Annotated in this window: 18 protein-coding genes; 15 read left to right on the top strand and 3 right to left on the bottom strand. The window is 34.2% G+C overall.

Annotated features, from left to right (window positions below; all coding sequences use genetic code 11):
• Positions 1-69 precede the first annotated feature (69 nt).
• Genes H5T45_00315 through glyS form a run of 4 tightly spaced genes read left to right on the top strand, consistent with a single transcriptional unit; the run spans position 70 to position 4,799 of the window.
• Entirely contained in the window at positions 70-1,548 is a 1,479-nt protein-coding gene (locus H5T45_00315; protein MBC7128164.1) for a PAS domain S-box protein, read from the top strand.
• The gene (locus H5T45_00320) at positions 1,545-2,330 is read left to right on the top strand and encodes an amidohydrolase family protein (protein ID MBC7128165.1); all 786 of its coding nucleotides are present in this window, start codon (positions 1,545-1,547) and stop codon (positions 2,328-2,330) included. The genes H5T45_00315 and H5T45_00320 overlap by 4 nt, the downstream gene beginning before the upstream one ends.
• Before the next feature lie 25 nt (positions 2,331-2,355).
• Positions 2,356-3,210: a CBS domain-containing protein gene (locus H5T45_00325; protein MBC7128166.1), complete on the top strand. Its 855-nt coding sequence runs from the start codon at positions 2,356-2,358 to the stop codon at positions 3,208-3,210.
• Positions 3,207-4,799 (top strand): glycine--tRNA ligase, encoded by a 1,593-nt coding sequence (gene glyS, locus H5T45_00330; protein MBC7128167.1) that lies wholly within the window; start codon positions 3,207-3,209, stop codon positions 4,797-4,799. Before H5T45_00325 ends, glyS begins: the two co-directional genes overlap by 4 nt.
• On the opposite strand, the gene H5T45_00335 is transcribed toward glyS, so the two are convergent.
• Positions 4,792-6,393 carry an AMP-binding protein gene (locus H5T45_00335; protein MBC7128168.1) on the bottom strand — a complete coding sequence of 534 codons (1,602 nt, stop codon included), beginning with the start codon at positions 6,391-6,393 and terminating at the stop codon, positions 4,792-4,794. The genes glyS and H5T45_00335 overlap by 8 nt on opposite strands.
• A gap of 119 nt (positions 6,394-6,512) precedes the next feature.
• On the opposite strand from H5T45_00335, the gene H5T45_00340 reads away from it, so the two are divergent.
• Genes H5T45_00340 through H5T45_00380 form a run of 9 tightly spaced genes read left to right on the top strand, consistent with a single transcriptional unit; the run spans position 6,513 to position 12,446 of the window.
• The gene (locus tag H5T45_00340; GenBank protein ID MBC7128169.1) at positions 6,513-7,535 is read left to right on the top strand and encodes a hydroxymethylglutaryl-CoA synthase; all 1,023 of its coding nucleotides are present in this window, start codon (positions 6,513-6,515) and stop codon (positions 7,533-7,535) included.
• The gene (locus tag H5T45_00345) at positions 7,532-8,698 is read left to right on the top strand and encodes a thiolase domain-containing protein (GenBank protein ID MBC7128170.1); all 1,167 of its coding nucleotides are present in this window, start codon (positions 7,532-7,534) and stop codon (positions 8,696-8,698) included. Before H5T45_00340 ends, H5T45_00345 begins: the two co-directional genes overlap by 4 nt.
• On the top strand, positions 8,698-9,099 hold the full coding sequence (locus H5T45_00350) for a Zn-ribbon domain-containing OB-fold protein (protein ID MBC7128171.1): 402 nt from the start codon (positions 8,698-8,700) through the stop codon (positions 9,097-9,099). Before H5T45_00345 ends, H5T45_00350 begins: the two co-directional genes overlap by 1 nt.
• Positions 9,071-9,823: a DUF432 domain-containing protein gene (locus H5T45_00355; GenBank protein ID MBC7128172.1), complete on the top strand. Its 753-nt coding sequence runs from the start codon at positions 9,071-9,073 to the stop codon at positions 9,821-9,823. Before H5T45_00350 ends, H5T45_00355 begins: the two co-directional genes overlap by 29 nt.
• Positions 9,820-10,620 (top strand): mechanosensitive ion channel family protein, encoded by an 801-nt coding sequence (locus H5T45_00360; GenBank protein MBC7128173.1) that lies wholly within the window; start codon positions 9,820-9,822, stop codon positions 10,618-10,620. Before H5T45_00355 ends, H5T45_00360 begins: the two co-directional genes overlap by 4 nt.
• Positions 10,605-10,994, top strand: coding sequence for a DUF488 domain-containing protein (locus H5T45_00365; GenBank protein ID MBC7128174.1), 390 nt, complete (start codon positions 10,605-10,607; stop codon positions 10,992-10,994). Before H5T45_00360 ends, H5T45_00365 begins: the two co-directional genes overlap by 16 nt.
• Positions 10,928-11,587, top strand: coding sequence for a 5-formyltetrahydrofolate cyclo-ligase (locus tag H5T45_00370; protein ID MBC7128175.1), 660 nt, complete (start codon positions 10,928-10,930; stop codon positions 11,585-11,587). The genes H5T45_00365 and H5T45_00370 overlap by 67 nt, the downstream gene beginning before the upstream one ends.
• A gap of 48 nt (positions 11,588-11,635) precedes the next feature.
• Positions 11,636-11,857 (top strand): hypothetical protein, encoded by a 222-nt coding sequence (locus tag H5T45_00375; GenBank protein MBC7128176.1) that lies wholly within the window; start codon positions 11,636-11,638, stop codon positions 11,855-11,857.
• Positions 11,844-12,446, top strand: a complete 603-nt coding sequence (locus H5T45_00380; GenBank protein ID MBC7128177.1) for a small multi-drug export protein — start codon at positions 11,844-11,846, stop codon at positions 12,444-12,446. The genes H5T45_00375 and H5T45_00380 overlap by 14 nt, the downstream gene beginning before the upstream one ends.
• Here H5T45_00380 and H5T45_00385 read toward each other — a convergent pair.
• On the bottom strand, positions 12,426-13,364 hold the full coding sequence (locus tag H5T45_00385; protein ID MBC7128178.1) for an NAD-dependent epimerase/dehydratase family protein: 939 nt from the start codon (positions 13,362-13,364) through the stop codon (positions 12,426-12,428). The genes H5T45_00380 and H5T45_00385 overlap by 21 nt on opposite strands.
• Before the next feature lie 93 nt (positions 13,365-13,457).
• Here H5T45_00385 and H5T45_00390 point away from each other — a divergent pair, with 93 nt between their 5' ends.
• Both H5T45_00390 and H5T45_00395 read left to right on the top strand, forming a co-directional pair.
• A complete protein-coding gene (locus tag H5T45_00390) occupies positions 13,458-14,534 on the top strand; it encodes a DUF373 family protein (protein ID MBC7128179.1) in 1,077 nt (358 codons plus the stop codon).
• Positions 14,521-16,005 carry a site-2 protease family protein gene (locus H5T45_00395; protein ID MBC7128180.1) on the top strand — a complete coding sequence of 495 codons (1,485 nt, stop codon included), beginning with the start codon at positions 14,521-14,523 and terminating at the stop codon, positions 16,003-16,005. Before H5T45_00390 ends, H5T45_00395 begins: the two co-directional genes overlap by 14 nt.
• Here the strand turns inward: H5T45_00395 and H5T45_00400 are convergent.
• Positions 15,986-19,831, bottom strand: coding sequence for a hypothetical protein (locus H5T45_00400; protein MBC7128181.1), 3,846 nt, complete (start codon positions 19,829-19,831; stop codon positions 15,986-15,988). The genes H5T45_00395 and H5T45_00400 overlap by 20 nt on opposite strands.
• Between the last annotated feature and the right edge of the window lie 84 nt (positions 19,832-19,915).

Consider the following 19,915-nt stretch of genomic DNA (forward strand, 5'->3'; position numbering starts at 1 on the left):
ATAAACTTAACTATTGGTTTGGTTGAAATTTCAAAAAGGATTTTATATAACAAAAATATTTAACGAAAAATGATGGATAAACTACTCGGAGTATATCAAGTGTCTTCGCAATTGATGCTTGCAAATTCTTACAATGAGTTATATGGGTTATTTTCATCTATCCTTAAAAATGTATTTAACTTTGATGCTTTTGAATTATTAATAAAGGAAGAAAATGAGTTGAAGGAAGTAGAGGTTGTTGGATTGTTTAAATTGCCAGAACCACTGCTATTAAATGGTAAAAAAGGAATAACCGTGGCTTGTGCAAAAGAGAAAAAAACCATATATGTTCCTGATATATCTAAGGATAAAAGATATATTGAAGGGGCAAAAGGAATGAAAAGCGAGGTTGCAGTTCCAATAATTTATAGAGACGAAGTAATTGGAGTTATAAATGTTGAGAAAAAGGAAATTAATGGATTTGGTGAAGAGGATATAAAATTGCTCGAAATTTTTTCAAATATTCTGGCTACTGCTATAAAAAATCTAGAAATAAAGACAAAGCTTGAAAATTCCGAGAAAAAATATAGGAGTATTTTTGAAAATTCGGTGGAGGGCATATATAGAGTTAAGGAAGGAAAGCTTATTGAAGCAAACAGGGCGCTTGAGGAATTTTTTGGTTATAGCCAAGAAGAGTTAGAAAACATGAATCTTGAAAAATTATATAAAAATCCCGAAGATAGAAAAAATTTTGTTGAAAAACTGAAAAGATATGGCTCGGTAAAAAATTATGAAGTTGAATATATAAGGAAAGACGGGAGTATTGTAATAGGAAACGAATATGCAATTCTTGTAAAAGAAGGGAATGAAGAATATATGGACGGTATCATCCACGACATCACAAGCCTCAAGAAGGCGCAGGAAGAAGCTGAATTTTTCAATGCCCTCCTGCGCCATGATGTTGCGAATAAGTTACAGCTCATAATTGGGTATCTTGAAATATTGAAAGATGAAGAATTGAAGGATGAACATCATGAAATGATAGAGGCTGCCTTGAATTCTGCTCTATCTGCAGGCAGGATAATAGATAATGTGAGAAAGTTACAGTTTTTAAAGAAGGACTGGGAAAAAAGAGAATTTGATTTTGATAAATTTATTTTGGATCTGATAAAAGAATACAGCAGAGAGGCGAGTGAGAAAGATATCAGAATCGAATATAAAAAATATGGAAAGAAAATAGTTGTTGCAGAACTTATAAGCGAGGTTATTTCAAATTTGCTTGGAAATGCAATATCTCATTCAAAAGCAAAGAATGTAAGAATTGGAGTTGATGGTGATGGTAAGGAATTAAGGATATATGTGGAGGATGATGGAATTGGAATAGACGAAGAATTGAAAAAAAATTTATTCAAAATAGGGGCTAAAGGAAAGAATAGCAAGGGGAGTGGTCTCGGATTATATCTATCGAAAAAGATTGTTGAAAAAATGGGCGGGAGACTTGAAGTAAGAGATGCTATAAATGAAGGAAAAAATAAAGGAACTATTTTCGAAATATATTTACCAAAATGATTTTTAATTCTCACACCCATATAGGAGATGCTTTTATTTCAATTGATAGAAAATACAGTATAGAGGAACTTTTTTCTCCATCGGGGATTAAAAATAAAATGCTTGAAAAAGCAAGCAAAGAGGAAATTATTAGTGGAATGAGAAAAGCAATTGATATAATGGAGAGGTGCGGAACAAATTTTTTTGTTGATTTCAGAGAAGGAGGAATTGAAGGAGTAAAAATTCTTAAAGAAGCAATAAGAGGAAGGAAAATAAAAGCAATTGTCTTGGGGAGACCTAAAAATTTGTTATATGATGAAAAAGAAGTTGACGAATTGCTTGATATATGCGAGGGTATAGGTTTAAGCAGCGTATATGACTGGGATGAAAATGAGATTGAAATGATTGCAAATCATGTTAATGAAAGAAAAAAAATTTTTGCAATACATGCAAGCGAGGCAAGAAGGGAAAATATCGAACAAGTTATATCATTAAAGCCAAAATTTGTTGTTCATATGTGCAACGCAAGTGATGAGGATATAAAGAAGATAGTAAAAGAGGGTATAGGTATTGTTATCTGTCCTCGTTCAAATTTTAATTTTAATTTATCTCCTCCAGTGAATAGATTAATTGAATATAAAGCAAATATAATGCTTGGAACAGATAATGCAATGATTGTCAAGCCAGATATAATTGAAGAAATGAATTTTCTTATAGAAAAATTTAATATAGAAAAAAATAGAGCATATGAGATGATAAGCAAAAATCCTTACAATTTTTTTATTAAAATGAGGAAATTTTAAAAAAGATGATGTATTACATAGGGTAATGAAGGAATCAAAAAAGGAATTTAAAGTTAAGGAGTTGATGAATAAAAATCCTGTAGTTGCTGAAATACCTGGAAGCAGAGAAGAAGTGCTCAGAATATTTGGAAAATACGAGGTAAGCAGTGTGCCGGTTGTAAAGGCGGGAACTAAAAAATTTGTTGGAATGATTACAAGAAATCGCATATTTGAAAATCCAGAAGAACAACAACTCGCCCTCCTTATAGATAAAAATCCTATAGTGCTCTCACCAGATGCAAATATAAAAAAAGCAGCAAAAATATTTTATGAAAGACGCATTCATGGCATTCCTGTAGTAAGAAAAAATGAACTTGTTGGTGTGATTTCTCCTCCAGATCTGTTAATCTTGCTTAAAGAAAAAACAGACAGGGTGGATAAATATCTCTCACCCTTATGTGTGCCTCTATATCAGGAAACACCCCTACCCGCAGTTATGAAAATATTCAGAATAACAAATGCCCCCGCCCTGCCTGTGGTGGATGATAATGGAGAGCTTGTTGGAATAGTTGCGGACGGGGATCTTTTTACTTTTTCTCATCTGCAGGAAAGCGTGAAGAAATCGGACTTGGGAATAGGGGAGGATGAGGATATGTGGACATGGGAAGGAATAAGAGATGTGATGCGCCTTTACTATGAAACATCAAAAATTCAGCTTCCTTCTGTGCCAGTCAAGGAAGTAATGGTAAAAAAAGTAATAACAGCCTATATCAAATCAAAAATTTCTGATGTAGCCAAAAAAATGCTTGAGCATAGAATTGATCAACTTCCTGTAATAAATGAAAATGATGAGCTTGTTGGCATGTTATATGATGTGGATTTGATGAGTTCTCTAATATGACAGATATATACGAAAAAATAATGGCAATGGCAAAAAGGCGGGGGTTTATATATCCCTCTTACGAAATTTATGGAGGTGAGGCTGGTTTTTATGATTATGGGCCTTTGGGTTGCCTGATGAAAAACAACATAGAGAATGAATGGAGAAATTTTTATGTTATTAATGAAGGATTTTATGAGATATCCACACCAGTTATAACTCCTTTTGCAGTTCTGAAGGCATCTGGTCATGTTGATGAATTCATAGATGAAATAGGATATTGCAAAAAATGTGAATTAAGTTTTAAGGTTGAAGAGTTAAAAAATGGAGCATGCCCTGTTTGTGGGGGAGATGTTACAAGAAGCGAGGTAAATCTGATGTTTGAGACTGGTATAGGAAGAAAAAAAGAAAAAGCATTTTTGAGGCCAGAGACTGCACAGGGAATATTTGTTGATTTTCCTTTCCTTTATGAATTTTCAAGAAAGAAAATACCATTTGGAATTGTTCAAATCGGGAAAGGATTCAGAAATGAAGTTTCTCCAAGGCAGGGAATGATAAGGTTAAGAGAGTTTTCGATGGCTGAAGCTGAAATATTTTTTGATGGAGAAAATAAAAAACATGAGAGATTTAAAGAAATTGAGAACGAAGAACTGAATGTATTCTATGAAGGAAAGGAAGAGAGAATAAAACTCATAGATGCAATTGGAAAAATATTTGGAAATGAGGCAATTGCATATTATCTTGCATTAACAAAAAGATTTTTGATAAAAGTTGGGATAGATGAAAAAAAAATTCGTTTCAGAAAACATGCAAAAGATGAACTTGCCCATTATGCAAACGAATGCTGGGATGCGGAGATTTATTCCAGCAGGTTTGGATGGGTTGAATGCGTAGGTATTGCAGACCGTTGCACTTATGATTTAGAAGCCCACATGAAGGCAACAGGTGTGGATATGAACGCAATAGAAACATTTGATAAGCCAATAAAAATAAGGAAAAAGATAGTAAAGCTAAAAATGGATAAACTGGGGAAAAAATTTAAAGATAAAGCAAAAATTATTAAGGAAAAATTGGATGGGACTGAATTAAAAGAAAATTTATTTATTGAGATAGATGGAGAAAAATATGAAATAGGCGAGGAATTTTATGAGATAGTTGAAAAAGAGGAAAATGTATATTTAAGAAAATTTCTGCCACATGTAATAGAACCATCATATGGAATAGATAGAATTTTTTATTTTATAATGGAGCATAACTACATAGAAAAGGAAAAAGGGGGAGAAAAATATGTGATTCTATCACTTCCACATAATATTGCTCCTATAAAAGCGGGTGTTTTTCCTCTTGTTGCCAAGGATAATCTGCCGGAAATTGCAAGAGAAATTGAAAAAGAGCTGAGAAGAAATAAAATAATGTCTTTTTATGATGAAAGTGGAAGTATAGGAAGAAGATATGCAAGAATGGATGAAATTGGAACACCTTTCTGTATTACTGTTGATTATCAAACAAAAGATGATGATACAGTAACCATAAGATTTAGAGATACTTCAGAGCAAATAAGAATAAAAAAAGATGAAATAGTTAAATGGATAGAAGGAAGAATTAGATAAATCCTTTTCTTTTCTTTTCAAGCTCTCTTAATTCCGCTCTCTTTATCTTACCGCTTATTGTTTTTGGCAGATTTTCAACAAACTCTATTTCTCGGGGATATTTATATGGAGCAGTATTCTGTTTGACAAATTCCTGCAGTTCATTAACAAGTTTTTCGCTTGGCTCATATCCCTTTGCAAGAACAACAAATGCCTTAACAATATTCCCTCTTATTTTGTCTGGAGATGCAACAACAGCCGCTTCCAGAACCGCTGGATGCTTTACAAGAGCATCTTCTACTTCAAAAGGTCCTATCCTATAGCCAGATGATTTTATTACATCATCAGCCCTTCCCTCAAACCATATATAGCCATCTTCATCTTTTCTTGCAAGGTCACCTGTAAGATAGAAGCCATTTACAGCAATCTCTTCAATTCTCTTGCCATTCCAGTATCCAACCATAAGCCCGGGATGATTTATTGGCACAGCAATCTGGCCTGTCTGCCCCGCCGGCAAAATATTTCCGTTTTCATCAACTATTTCAATTCCGGCGCCAGGCATTGGCTTGCCCATTGAGCCAGGCTTCACCTTTATGCCATCGTAGTTGCATACAAGCCCTGTTGTTTCTGTTTGCCCGTAGCCATCATAGATAAGAAGGCCATATGCTTTTTTGAATCTATCAATTACTTCTCTATTCAATGCTTCTCCTGCGCTTAAAAACTTTTTCATATCCTTTAAATCATAGCTTTCTAAATCTTCCTGTGCGAAAAGCCTGTATTCTGTTGGTGTTGAACAAAATCTATTGATGCGATACTTTTCCATCAATTCAAGATATTTTTTTGCATTAAATCTGCCATTGTATATCAGCTGTGATGCTCCTATTGCAAGAGCAACTCCTATCGGAGACCAGAACCATTTTGCCCATCCAGGGCTTGTAGTTGCCCATAACAGCTCATTTGGTTTTGCGTTCCACCAGTAAACAGCATTTGTTTTTGCCATGCAGTAAATCCATGCATGATTATGCATTACTCCTTTTGGCTCACCTGTAGTGCCCGAAGTATAGTTTATTGTCATTATATCGCTTGATTTTATCCTTCCATATTCAAAGTTCCTCGATTCTTTCCTTATTTCTTTATAGCTTATCCATCCATCTTTTTCTCCATCAACTATGATATAATTCTCCACATTTATTTGATTTCTTACTTCATCAACAAAATTTGTTGAATTGCGATGAGCAATTATTGTTTTTGCCTCGCTATTGCTTGCTCTATATTCAATATCTTTTGCACGAAGCATATCAGGACATGGAATTACTATTGCCCCCGCTTTAAAGCTTCCTATTTGAGCGACAAAAACCTCAGGCAGGCGGGGCATTATTATGAGTATTCTATCCCCTTTTTTCATACCCAAACCCTTTAAAAAGTTTGCAAATCTGTTTGATTCATCTCTTAATTCCCAATAAGTCATTTTTTCTCTGTTCCCGCTCTCATCTTCATAATATATTGCTACTTTGCCCCTTTCCTTAGCTGTTTTATCAACGACCTCACATATTGAATAATATTCTGGCAGATCCCAATTAAAATTTTTTATCCATTCTTCGTATTTATCCTTCATGTTTTCTGAAATGTTTTTGATGTTATTAATAATTTCGCTAAAGCAAATTGATAAAAAATTCTATTTTCTTACTATTTCAAATCCGACATTTTTATATATGCAAAAATTATGTTGCAGTAATGAGCTATATAGTGAGTTATGGGGCTTATGTTCCAAAATATAGAATAAAGGTTGAAGAAATAGCTCGCGTATGGGGAAGAGATGCAAAAGCGATTTCATCTGGCTTATATATTTTTGAAAAATCTGTTCCTGCAATAGATGAAGATACTGCAACAATATCTGTTGAGGCAGCGAGAAAAGCGGTTAAAGCTGGCAGGATAAATCCAAAAGAGATAGGGGCAATTTATGTGGGCTCTGAAAGTCATCCGTATGCAGTGAAGCCAACAGCAACAATAGTGGCTGAGGCAATAGAAGCAACCCCATGCCTGACAGCAGCTGACTATGAATTCGCCTGCAAGGCGGGCACCGCCGGCATGCAGAATTGCATCGCTCTGGTAAAATCAGGAATGATAAAATATGGCATGGCGATAGGGGCGGATGTGGCGCAGGCCGCGCCTGGCGATGCTCTTGAATATACTGCTGCTGCTGGGGGGGCTGCATTTATTATAGGGAATGATGGAATAGCGAAAATAAATTGCACTCTTTCCTTCACCACCGATACACCTGATTTCTGGAGAAGGGAAGGGGAGGCTTATCCAGGGCATGGAGAGCGATTTACGGGTGAGCCAGCTTATTTCCGCCATGTTACAAATGCGGCTAAAATGCTGATGGAAAAAATGGGAACAAAGGCTAGTGATTACACTTATGCGGTTTTTCATCAGCCAAACGGAAAATTTCCAACGAGGGTTGCAAAAATTCTTGGTTTTGAAAAGAAGCAGATAGAGCAGGGATTGCTATGCCCTCATATCGGCAATACATATTCCGGCTCGACAATGCTTGGACTTGCTTCAATTTTAGATGTCGCGAAAAGTGGAGATAGAATATTTGCGGTTTCATATGGCTCAGGGGCTGGCTCGGATGCATTCGATATAACTGTTACTGATAAAATTGAGGGTTATGAGAGATGCAATTTAAGGAAAATGATAGAAAATAAGAAATATGTTGATTATTCAACCTATATGAAATTTAGAGGTGAAATATGAGAGATGTGGCAGTTATAGGAGTTGGCATGACTGAATTTGGTGAGCTATGGGAAAAATCCTTCCGTGAGCTTGTTGGTGAGGCAGGAATAAAGGCAATTGAAGATGCTGGAATAGAAGGAGAAAAGATAAATGCCCTATATTTGGGAGGAATGTCAGCGGGTCGCTTTGTGGGACAGGAACATATAGCAAGTATTGCAATAGAAGTGGCTGGCTTACAGGATTTGCATATTCCCTCAACAAGGGTTGAAGCCGCATGCGCATCTGGAGGGGTTGCAATGCATCAGGCATATATGGCGGTGGCAAGCGGGATGTATGATATAGTCGTGGTAGGTGGAGCGGAAAAAATGACAGATGTGGTTGGGGGAGAAGCGACGGATATACTTGCATCTGCAGCAGATAGGGAATGGGAGGCATTTCTTGGTCTGACATTTCCTGGTTTATATGCTCTTATGGCAAGATATCACATGCACAAATATGGCACAACTCAGGAACAGCTTGCGATGGTAGCAGTGAAGAATCATTATAATGGAAGTTTGAATCCAAAAGCCCAGTTCAGGAACAGAATAACGGTTGAGGATGTTCTCAATTCACAGATTGTTGCGGACCCTCTTCACCTTCTTGATTGCAGTCCAATAAGCGATGGCTCAGCTGCGGTAGTGCTTGCTCCTCTTGAATTTGCCAAAAAGCACTGCGAAAAGCCAGTTAAAATTTCTGCGAGCGTGCAGGCAAATGATGCAATTTCATTGCATCGCAGGAAGGTTTTTGATGGCATACCAGCAGCCCAATATGCGGCAAGAAAAGCTTATAAGATGGCAGGAATTGAGCCAAAGGATATTGATATTGCAGAAGTTCATGATTGTTTTACAATCGCTGAAATTATGGCAATTGAAGATTTGGGATTTTTTGAAAAGGGTAAAGGAGGAAAAGCAACTGAAGAGGGCTTAACATCTCTTGATGGAGAAATTCCAGTAAATACCTCGGGAGGGCTCAAAGCGAAAGGTCATCCTGTTGGAGCAACTGGGGTTGCCCAAATAATTGAAATTGTTCAACAGCTAAGAGGTGAGGCGGGGCAAAGGCAGGTAAAGGATGCAAAAATAGGGCTAACACATAATATAGGAGGTTCAGGTGGAACAGCGGTTGTGCATATTCTGGAGGTGATATGATGGGAGTTGCTCGCTACTGGCGTGAGATACCTGCGAGATACAATCTTGTAGGGAGCAAATGCAATGTATGCGGAGAAATATTTTTCCCTCCAATTAAAATTTGCCCGAATTGTAGGAGGAAATCGATTGGAAAAATTGAAGATTATAAGTTGAAAGGCACTGGAATCGTTGAAAGTTTTACAATCATAAAAAATGCTCCCCCAGAATTTGAAAAGAATGTTCCTTACGCAATTGCCATTATAAAAATGGAGGAGGATTGCTATGTAACCGGTGAAATAGTTGATTGTGAGCTCGATGAAATCCAAATAGGAATGAAAGTTGAGGTTTGCTTCAGGCGCATCCAGCAGGATGGCAGTGCAGGAGCAATATATTATGGCTACAAGTTCAGGAAAGCAGATTAATATGTTCGGAGTATATGGATTAAATTTGAAAATTGAGGAAGGGGATATAAAAATAGAGTTAGCTGGTGATGGAAAAGAGAAAAATTATTTCAGAAAAGTTGGAGATGAATCTGTTGAGAAAAAAATTTATGCAGATAGAGGGGAAATTATTGTTTCTCCAGTTCCTCCTGTAAATCTGCCAGTTAATGTTTCAAATCATCTAATGATAGAGTTTGATAAAAGCATTTTTATTGAGCCTGGAGTGGAGCAAAAAATATTTATTAAATTTCCTCTTGAGATAGGTGTTTTTCTATCAGATGAAAAGGATGTTGAGCCATTTGATATTTTTACAAAGACAAAATTAAAATATACACTCTATGGGCGCCCTGAAGATGGGTTTGTATGCAGGTGGTGGAAAAGTGAGGTATATGAAAAAATTCCTAGCATTGAGAAATTATATGAAGGGGTTATTGAGCTGAAAATTAAGAACAATTATAATGAATGGACTGAAATAAATAAAATTGTTTTTAACACAATTAACATGAAAATTTTCTATAAGGATTATGCATATTGTTCTGCAAATCTTGAAATAGTTAAGAAGAGTATTGGAAAAACATATTTTAATGAAAAAATTGAAGGAATGAAGGGGGCAGTAGATTTATATCTTGCAAAGAGTAGAAAACTTGGAATTTCTCTTGTAAAAGAAATTGAAAAAGAATTTTTCATGGAGCGTGGTTTTAAATGACAATATGGGATATCCTTAAATATAAAATAGCAGGAATTGAGATTGAAGCGATATTGAAATTTATAGGAGCAATTCTTATTATAGTAATAGTAGCAAAAGTTGTCAGAATAAATATAAGGAGAGGACTAAAGGATAAACTACCCGATGCAACTGTTAAAAATTTTGAAAAATTTGCATATTATATCATAATAATAATTGGTTTTGTTGCATCTCTTTCAATTATAGGTATTTCTTTATCTGGCCTGCTTGTGGCTGGAGGAATTCTTGGTATAGTAATTGGTTTTGCCAGCCAGACAGTTGTTTCAAATCTTTTAAGCGGTATATTTCTTGTAATTGAAAGACCAATTGGGATAGGAGATGCAGTAAGAATAGAAGATGTTGATGGAATTGTTGAGGAGATAAAGATTCTATCAACAACAATAAGGACATGGGATGGGATATATGCCCGCTTTCCAAATGAAAAAGTTTTTACATCAAAGATATACAACTATTATAGTAGCCCTGTAAGGAGATTTGAGTATAAAATAGGGATAAGATATAGTGATGACGCAAACAAGGCAATAGATATAATAAAAAGAGTGCTTGAAGAGCATCCTTTTGTTCTTAAACAACCAGAGCCAATTGTTTTTGTTGATGAACTTGGTGAGAGTAGCGTAAATTTATCAGTTAGAATATGGGCTCCTTCCGCTGTGTGGTTTTCTGTAAAAACTGAAATGCTATGGAAAATAAAAGTTGCTCTTGAGAAAGAAGGAATTCAGATACCATTCCCACAGCGTGTGATATGGATGGCAAAATAATTTTTTCAATAGGTTATTCAAACAGAAGCAAGGAAGAATTCCTTGACTTACTGAAAGAATACAAAATTGAAGCAATTGCTGATGTAAGACGCTTCCCTACTTCAAAAATTGAAATTTATAAGAAGGAAAATTTAAAAAGAATTCTTGATAAAATTGAATACTTCCATTTTGAAAATCTCGGAGGCTTGAGATATGACTATGCTAACTGGATGGAAAGTGAGGAATGGAAAAAGGATTATGAAAAACTAAAAGAAATAGCGGAAGCAAAAAGAACCGCAATTCTTTGCGCCGAAAAGAAGCCAGCTGCGTGTCACAGAAGGCATATATTGAAAAAGATGGAGGAGGAAGGATGGGAAGTTATAAATATAATATAGAAAAGCAAAAAATCAGGGAAGAAATATGGAAGAAAATGGAAGAAATGAAAATAGCAATATTTCCGTATGCATATGGAAGAATACCAAATTTTACTGGAAGTGATATAGCTGGAAATAAAGTAACAATACTTGAAGAATGGAAAAAAGCTAAAATTGTATTTTCAAATCCAGATTTTGCACAGCAAAAAGTTAGAGAAAATGCTTTAAGAGCGGATAAAATTTTGATAATGGCTTCTCCAAAATTAAAGCATGGTTTTATAAGAGTTGATCCATCTATAGTTAAGGATAAGGAAAGGTTTGCAAGCACAATTTCTGGAGCATTTATTTATGGAAAAATAATTGACGAGCTTATAAAACCTGATTTAATAATCACTGGATGTGTGGCGGTTGATGAAGAAAATTTTATTCGCCTTGGAAAAGGAGGAGGATATGGAGATAGAGAAATAAAAATGATTGAAGAAAAATTTGGTAAAGTTCCAGTGATAACAACAGTTCATGATATTCAGGTTGTTAAAAATATTCCTTTCGATGAAAATGATGCAAGAGTTGATATAGTAGTTACTCCAACAAGAATAATAAGAAGGAAAATATGAAATAAAAATTTATCAAAATATTTTTATCCTCCGATATATAAAGGTATGATGAACTATTTGCTATTGCTTCTTACCGCCCTGCTTGCATTTACATGGGGTATGCTGTTTGCATTCTGGCTTATATTTGCAAGAACAGCAAGCAAGCTATCTTATTTAATAGAGGAGATAAGCAAGGGAGAATTAAAACTTGAAGAGGTTTATCAATTGATAAAAAATGTTATAGATAAAGCATATGAAGAAATAAAGAAAGGTAAAAATGAAAATCTTTGATGCAATAAATGAGATTTATAAACAAATTCAGAAGACAAGACATAGCTTGAGTCATCTTTATAAAGTTCTTATATTCATAACTCCTTTTCTTACAATAGCATTTTATTTTGTATTCGTTTTTGATTATCTGCCAAGCGAAATTGATGCAAAATATGCAGGGCTTGTTGTTGCTTATCTTTTTCCTCCTCTTGGAAAAGAATCAATTATTCCTTTAATGCTTTTTAGTGATATTCCAGCGTGGATAACAGGCAGCACAATAATAATAATGGATATAATTTCATCTGCAATAATTGCATATAACTGGTGGTTTGCAGAACTTATAATTTATCATATTCCCTATCTGGATAAGGGTTATGACAAACTGAAAAAGAAATCAGAAAACTTTAGCAAAAGAAAACTTGTTACAGTTGCCATGATAATTTTTATGGCTGTTCCTTTTCAGGGAACTGGAGGAATAAGCACAACAATACTATCCCGCCTTCTTGGCTTCAAAGCAAAAAAAACAGTTGCAATTGTTGCTCTTGGCTCATCAATAACAACATCTCTCATGATAATGGCTTATCTCGGGCTATTTAATTTCATTTATTAGCCACTTTGCCGCAAGTTGCACCGCCTCCTTGCTCGAGTATTTTGGCTTCCAACCAGTTCGCATTATTTTTGAGATATCAAGTGTCATGAATTTTACATCTCCTTTCCAACCTCTCCCGTCAATTCCTCCTGTGAAATAATATTCTGGCTTTACATTCATTTCCTCACTTATTATATCAGCTATTTCCTTTACTTCTATGCTATCAAGAGAGCCGATATTATATATTTCTACTTTACCCTTCCATCTTTCAATTGTATGAAAAATTGCATCTATGCAATCATCTATATAAAGATATGATTTTCTCTGTTTTCCATCTCCAAGTATTTCAAGTTTTTCTCTGTTGGCTTGCAATTTTTTTATAAAATCATATATAACTCCATGTGTTGATCTACCTCCAACAACATTTGCAAATCTGTAAATTATTGTTTGCATGTCAAAAGTATGGCAATATGAGCAAATCATTGCTTCACAAGCAAGCTTTGTTGCTCCATAGATAGAAATTGGAATAAGGGGAGAATAATCCTCTGGAGTTGGTATTTTTTCAGCATCTCCATATACAGCTGAGGAGGATGTAAATATTATTTTTTTAACTCCTTCCTTCCTCATTCCTTCGAGCAAATTATATGTTGCAATAACATTATTTTCAAATATCGATTTTGTATTTTTTTCTCCCGCCCTTACATCTGGATTTGCTGCAAGATGAAAAACAATTTCACAATCTTTAACTGCATTAATTGCAACTCTTTTACTTAGTAGATCTCCCTTTATAAGCTCTATTTCTTTAATGTTTTTCTCAATAAATTCAATTTTTCCGGATGAAAAGTTATCAACGCATCTTACTTCATATCCTCTCTCAAGCAAATGCTCAACAAGGTGACTTCCTATAAATCCTGCTCCACCTGTAACCAGAACTTTCATAAGAGAAAATAAAATCATTTAAAAATATTTTTCTTTAACAAAATTGCAAACAATATGGAAAAAGTTATTTATTAGTAAATCAATTTTACTCAGATGAAAACACTGGTTCTTTGCATAGACAGGGACAACGACTTCGGTGAGAAGGCGGGCATAGCATCGCCAATAATAGGCAGGAAAGCAAATCTGGAAGCAGCCCAGAAATTAGCTCTTAAAGACCCTGAGGATACAGATTCAAACTGCCTTTTTTCTGCCATCTCAACCTGTGAAAGCATAGAGAATGCAGAAATTGCAACAATATGCGGTGATAAAAGGGTGGGTGTTGTATCAGATTCAATTCTTGCAAAGCAGCTGGACGAAGTTCTGGAAAAAATAAAGCCTGATAAGGTAATTCTTGTTACAGATGGTGCAGAAGATGAATATATAATTCCTATAATAAGCTCCAGAGTAAAAATAGATTCCTTAAAGAGGGTTGTTGTTAAACAGAGCCAAACTATAGAAGGGACATATTATTTAATCACAAAACTAATGAAGGAGGAGAAATTGCAGAAGAAAATTATGCTACCTATTGCCATAATCCTGCTTATCTGGGGATTTGCAATAATATTTGGCTCATTCTCTCTCGGCTTATCCTCTATTTTTATTGTTCTTGGGGCATACCTGCTTGTGAGGGTTTTACATATTGAAGAACCTATTGTAAGAGCTTTTAAGGAATTTGTTTTGGGCTTAAAAATAGGGAGAATGACTGTTTTTTCTACAATACTCTCTTTTTTTATAATAATTCTTGCTTTTGTATCAGAAGTAGAGTTGCTTAAAAATGCTAATTTAAAAACTTTAGAATATGTTATAAAATTTTTAAATGATACAATATGGTGGATCATAATAGCAATTCTAAATATTGCTTTGGGAAGGTTCATAGATGTTTATTTTAAAGAGAGGAGAGTTTTATGGAGCTATTCAATAGTCCCCTTCTCACTTGTAGCATTTGGTTTAATTTTTTCTGCCTCACTTACAATTCTTCTTGAAATAATAAGAGAGAAATCAATACACTCAATATTCAGTGAATATGTTCTATCAGTTCCATTTCTTGCAAAAATTACAGGTGGAATACTCGTTGCTTTTATCGGAAGCGTATTATATCACATACTTGAGGATATCTATGGAAAAGAATGAAATATTTTTCTATATTTTTATCATATTTGCACTATGGTTTATTCTCATTTATTCGTTAAAAAAAATTGGTAAAAAATACGGGCTTGAGGCATCCTTCCCACTGCTGATATGGAAAACTGAAAAGGGTAAAAATTTAATTGACAGAATATCAAAAAAAGTTGACTGGAAATATTATGGAAATTTATCAATTTTAATCTGTTTTTTAGCGATGATAGCAACAACCTATCTTATTTTAAGGAATGCAATTCTTTCTTTTATCATCCCGCCAGCCATGGCGCCCTCCCCGAGGCTCATGCTTGGGATACCGGGGGTAAATCCAATTATACCTGTTGGATATGGAGTGACGGCTCTTGCAATTGCAATAATAATACATGAATTTTCTCATGGGATACTTGCAAGATATGGGGGGCTGAAAATAAAGTCACTTGGGCTCATTTTCCTTATTTTCCCCATAGGAGCATTTGTTGAGCCGGATGAAGAGAGGTTGAAAAGAGTTAAAAAAATAAAGAGAAGCAGAGTTTTTGCTTCAGGACCAGCCTCAAATATAATTGTTGCAATAATATGTATATTATTGCTTTCATTTTTATCAATGAATATTATTGCTAAGGAGGAGGGAGTAATTATAAATTATTCTGCATTTGGAATGGAAAGGGGCAATATAATAAGCAATATAGACGGAAGAAAAATAAGTAGCTTGAAAGATTTTTATGAGATAGAAAGGGAAATGATACCTGGAAATGAATATTTAATTTCTGATAAAAAAGTAGTTTTTGGAGCATATGTAACAAATGTTGAAAAAAATTATCCAGCTGAAAGATATGGAATTGCTGAAGGAAGTATTTTATATGAAATTAACGGGACTAAAATAAGGAACTGGAGTGATTTTCAAATGGTAATGAATGATACAAAAGCATACCAGCAAATAGAAATAAAATATTTTTTAAATGGCTTCAGAAATGTAACTTTACCTCTTGAAAATAAATATAATTACACCAGAAAAAATGAAGACAATGGAAAAGGATTTTTAGGAATTTCAGTTGCAGGACTTGATGATATAGTTATTGAGCCCGAGTATTATAAAAATCTTTTAAATCCTCTTTCCAAAAACAACTTTAATTCTTACATGGATAAATTTCTTGCCTTTTTGACATTTCCATTTGCTGGTTTATCTCCTTTTCCAAAAGATTTGGCAAATGCATTTTCCTGCTCTTCAATTTTCTGGGTATCATATAATTTAATTTACTGGATTTTCTGGCTAAATTTTGCTCTTGGAACATTTAATTCTCTTCCTTTGCTACCCCTGGATGGTGGCTATATATTTAAAGATGGTATCTCCTTTTTATTTTCAAAAAGCAGAAAGGGGGAAAAAATTTCTTCCATAGCATCAAAATCTGTATCAATAATAATATTGTTCATGATATTATCCATTATTTTTATCCCTTATCTCCGTCTTATTTTTTCCTCTTTATAAAGATAAATAGTGTGCAAACCACTATGAATAGCAATAATGGAGGAATAAACCATACAGTATCTGTTTTAACTTTCTCTTCCTTTGCCTCTTTATAAGGAATAAGTAAATTAGTTACTTTATTGTAGCAGTAATCTATCTCCCCGTCTCCGTCTCTATCAAAAACATAATCAGGCATTCCATCCCCATCCACATCTATCTCTTTTGTCTGATATGTTTCATTCTTATCCTTATTCCAGTAGATGTATGTTCCTTCGCTTTCTATCCATATTAGATAGCCATTTAAATTTTCATCACTAACATTTACTGTCTGGCTTGCATTCTTTGGATTTCCTCCAATTGCAATTTCTATTTCATCTGGAATATCATCAAAATCATAGTCATAGGGAATTTCGAAATAATATGTTTCAGAGTTTGCAGTGTTTGAATTTGCAGACTTATCAACTGCTTTTATAAAGAATGAATATCTACTGCTTTTATTAAATGAATTTTCATAGTAATATATTTTACCCGTACCCTTTATCATCGCGTATTCTTTCCCATCTATAACAACAAAAACATCCTTAACTCCACTTTCATCATCAACATAAGCGGAGATATTTATTTTCTCCCCCACTACCTGCCTTGCGCCAGGCGGGCTTATGGTAACGCCAGTTATGTTTGGCGGGTTTGTTTCTATTCCTTCATAAATTATCCTGAACCCGCTTTTATTGCTTTCCACATAATTTTGCTCAATTGAAGTGTCAAAGGCCATTATGAAGAATTCGTAAAATCCAATTTCATTGAACATGAGGTTTGCATAATATATATCTGTGCAACCAAACCTTTTCATTATATATTCATTTTCCCCAAGAACAACATATGCTTTATCAATTGATGTTTCATTGTCGTATATTCTTGCGGATATATTCACATATTTTCCGATTCCCTGCATATCTGGTTCATTTCTTATTCCTTCTATTAATGGAGGTGTAAAATCATCTATCTCACCAATTTTTATATCCTTTATAACATAATTGTTTTCAAGATTTACTTCCCCCTCACATATTACTTCTATCAGTATGTTATATTTTCCTTTCTCCATCTTGCAAGGTATAACAACTCTTTCCCATTTTTTCTTTTCTATGAATTTTTCTACTGTTGAATTTTGAATTAAAACGAATTTATCATCTACTGTCTTTTTTGAATATAAAGATATTTTTGCTGTTGCATTTTTATATCCAACATTATGAACAATTATTGAAATATTGAATGTTGAATTTTCTTCAGGATTTGACGGCTCAAAAAGAACATCATCCATATTTATCCCTAAATCAGGCATTGGTTCAACAATTAGATAGGTATGCCACCAGTTATTGCTCATATCCTTTTCAACAATTTCTCCTTTCTCATTTATCCTTGCAATTACTTCCCATCTCCCATTGTATTCTTCCATCCCATAACTTGCAGTCCATTCAAAATTTATTTCTTTTATTTCATTTATCTTTAATCCATTTATTGATTTAACAAACTTATAGGAGGTATTTCCCTGATATATAAGTAAAGAAACATTTATTGGAGCACTTTCATTTATATCTTTTATACCGTTATTTTTTGCATAGACAGCAAAATCTAATTTTTCTCCTTCCTTACAATTCTGCTGGCAATCAATTTTTGTTATAGTTAAATCAGGAGCGGTATCAACATCAATAAAAACAGTATTTTCTATTCTGTAATCCGAGCCATCTACCATTATTATATCCGCCCTCCATTTCCCTGGATTATCAACAAACCTGTAAAAATTTTCTATATTCCATATTTTCCTGTCTATAGATGGCATGAATGAATAGCCAAGGTCATCAATATACACCGTATTTTCCGCCTCCTCAGCTTTTGCAACAATTTTTATTTCTATCGCGCTCACGGAGCCGCCGCTCTGACGCCATTCATTTATTTTTTCCTTCGGTATATCATATCTATGCCATCTCTTGTCAGCTGTTAGTGTAGTCATTGGAATTTCAATTGATTTTGGAGAAGAGCCTGATATATAAAGAGTATAGATAAGGGAGCTTTTTGAGTTATATTTATCAATCCTATACCAGAAATAAAGAGAGGGAATGTTTGAAAGCGGTATTTCATAGGTAATGTTTTGCTTCAAACCACATGAATCATTTGAATTAACTTTTCTATTCTGAAATTCCCATTTTCCTATATAGTTATTCAATTTTAGTTCAATTGCTCTTGCTCCAGAATTTGCAATGTTGCTTAATTTTGAACTTGCAGTCCATTCGTTATTTGAAAATAAAGCGGTTGAGTCATCTTTTTCAAAACTCGGGTCACTTATTGGCATTGAATATGATACAATTTTTCCTTCCGGAGAATAAAGAATTGCAACAACTTCATTTAATTCAGCATTGCTTTCTATTTCTATTTTGTTTATTGTGTCATTTCCCGCTACACCTATAATATAATTTTCTTTCATCTCTTTTAGTTTTCCACTCCAGCCATGAGAGTTATTTGAAAATAAATTATATTCCAGATTTTGAGTTTCTATCCAGCAGGCATCTATATAACACAGAATTTCATGCTCTTTTGTATCAAATATTGTTGATGGAACATCTATTATAAAGGAGATGGTTGCATAATTTTTCCCCTTTAAATAAGCCGTAATATTTTTTGTTATTTCCTTCCATCCCCCAGTTGAATAGCCACTTTCAATGCTCTGTCCATCTATTGTTATTTTCCACATTGCATCTATATCTGATGAAAAATAAATTTTTGAATGAAGGGTATAATAGCCCAAGCCTTCATCTGGAATTTTAAAATCCTGATATAGTTTTGCATAACTTGCTGTCCATAAATAGCCCGCTCCATAAATTCCTTTTGCATATATCCTATAGCAGTTATCCTTTTCAACAGGGTCAGTATAGTAGCTCATATTCCATTTAATTGTCCCCTCGCTTGTATTTTTCCATGAGGTTTGCCCTTCAAATTCACAATTTTTTATTCCAGAATATATTTTTCCAAAATCTCCTTCCTTAACTCCATTTTCAACAGTGTCCCAGTATATATAATAGAATCTTCTTTCATGTGGCCTTGCCTCTCCTTCCATAACCCATATTATTGTTAGATTTGCATTTTTATACGCATCATAGTCATTTCCAAGAACAATTTCACTTCCAACAACATTTTTGACAACCCATGTATTATTTTTCAATTCATATTCAACAACTCTAACAGAATCAGGATAAAAATTTCTTTTGGCAAAGCTCCCCGCCTGCAGTTCATATATTTTATCCATAAGTGATGTAAAGTTGATATTGCAGAAAACCACCTTATTTTCAAAAGGATAGTTTTCTCTTTCCCCAATCATTGAAACAATAAGCGGAACTCTATAATGCCACCCGCCGTCCCACCATTCCGCCTGCTCTGGCATGGGCGGGAATTGTGGATAGGATGGCTGGGCAACCTCAACTTGGAGGGTTAGGATGTTGTTATCTTCGCTGAGTTCATCTATTGTCCCTGTATAGTCAACAAATATGTATAGAGTATGCTCCCCTCTTTCTGCAAACCAGTATAATGTTTTTTCTTTTTCCTCGCTTGCGTTAATCAAAGGTATTGTTACTTCATCTACTTTGTTTGTTGAATTATCCACAAAAAGAGCAAGGGCAATATTTTCCGCTTTCTCATTGCCTTTATTTCCAACTGTAACATTTATTCTAAGCTGGTCACCTTCATATATTTTATCTGGAGAGTAGCGATATCTTACTATATAAAGGTCTGGTTTTCCTTGTGCATTTATAATCGGCAACGCTAACAGCATAACAACAATAAAGGCTTTTATTTTCATTTTCACATTCCCTTATTAAAAAATGAATTATATAATTTATGGTTCTTGGGAAGGAAAAAGTTAAATAACAAAATATTTATATAT

This window comes from Thermoplasmatales archaeon, assembly GCA_014361245.1.
Lineage (GTDB): Archaea > Thermoplasmatota > E2 > UBA202 > JdFR-43 > JACIWB01.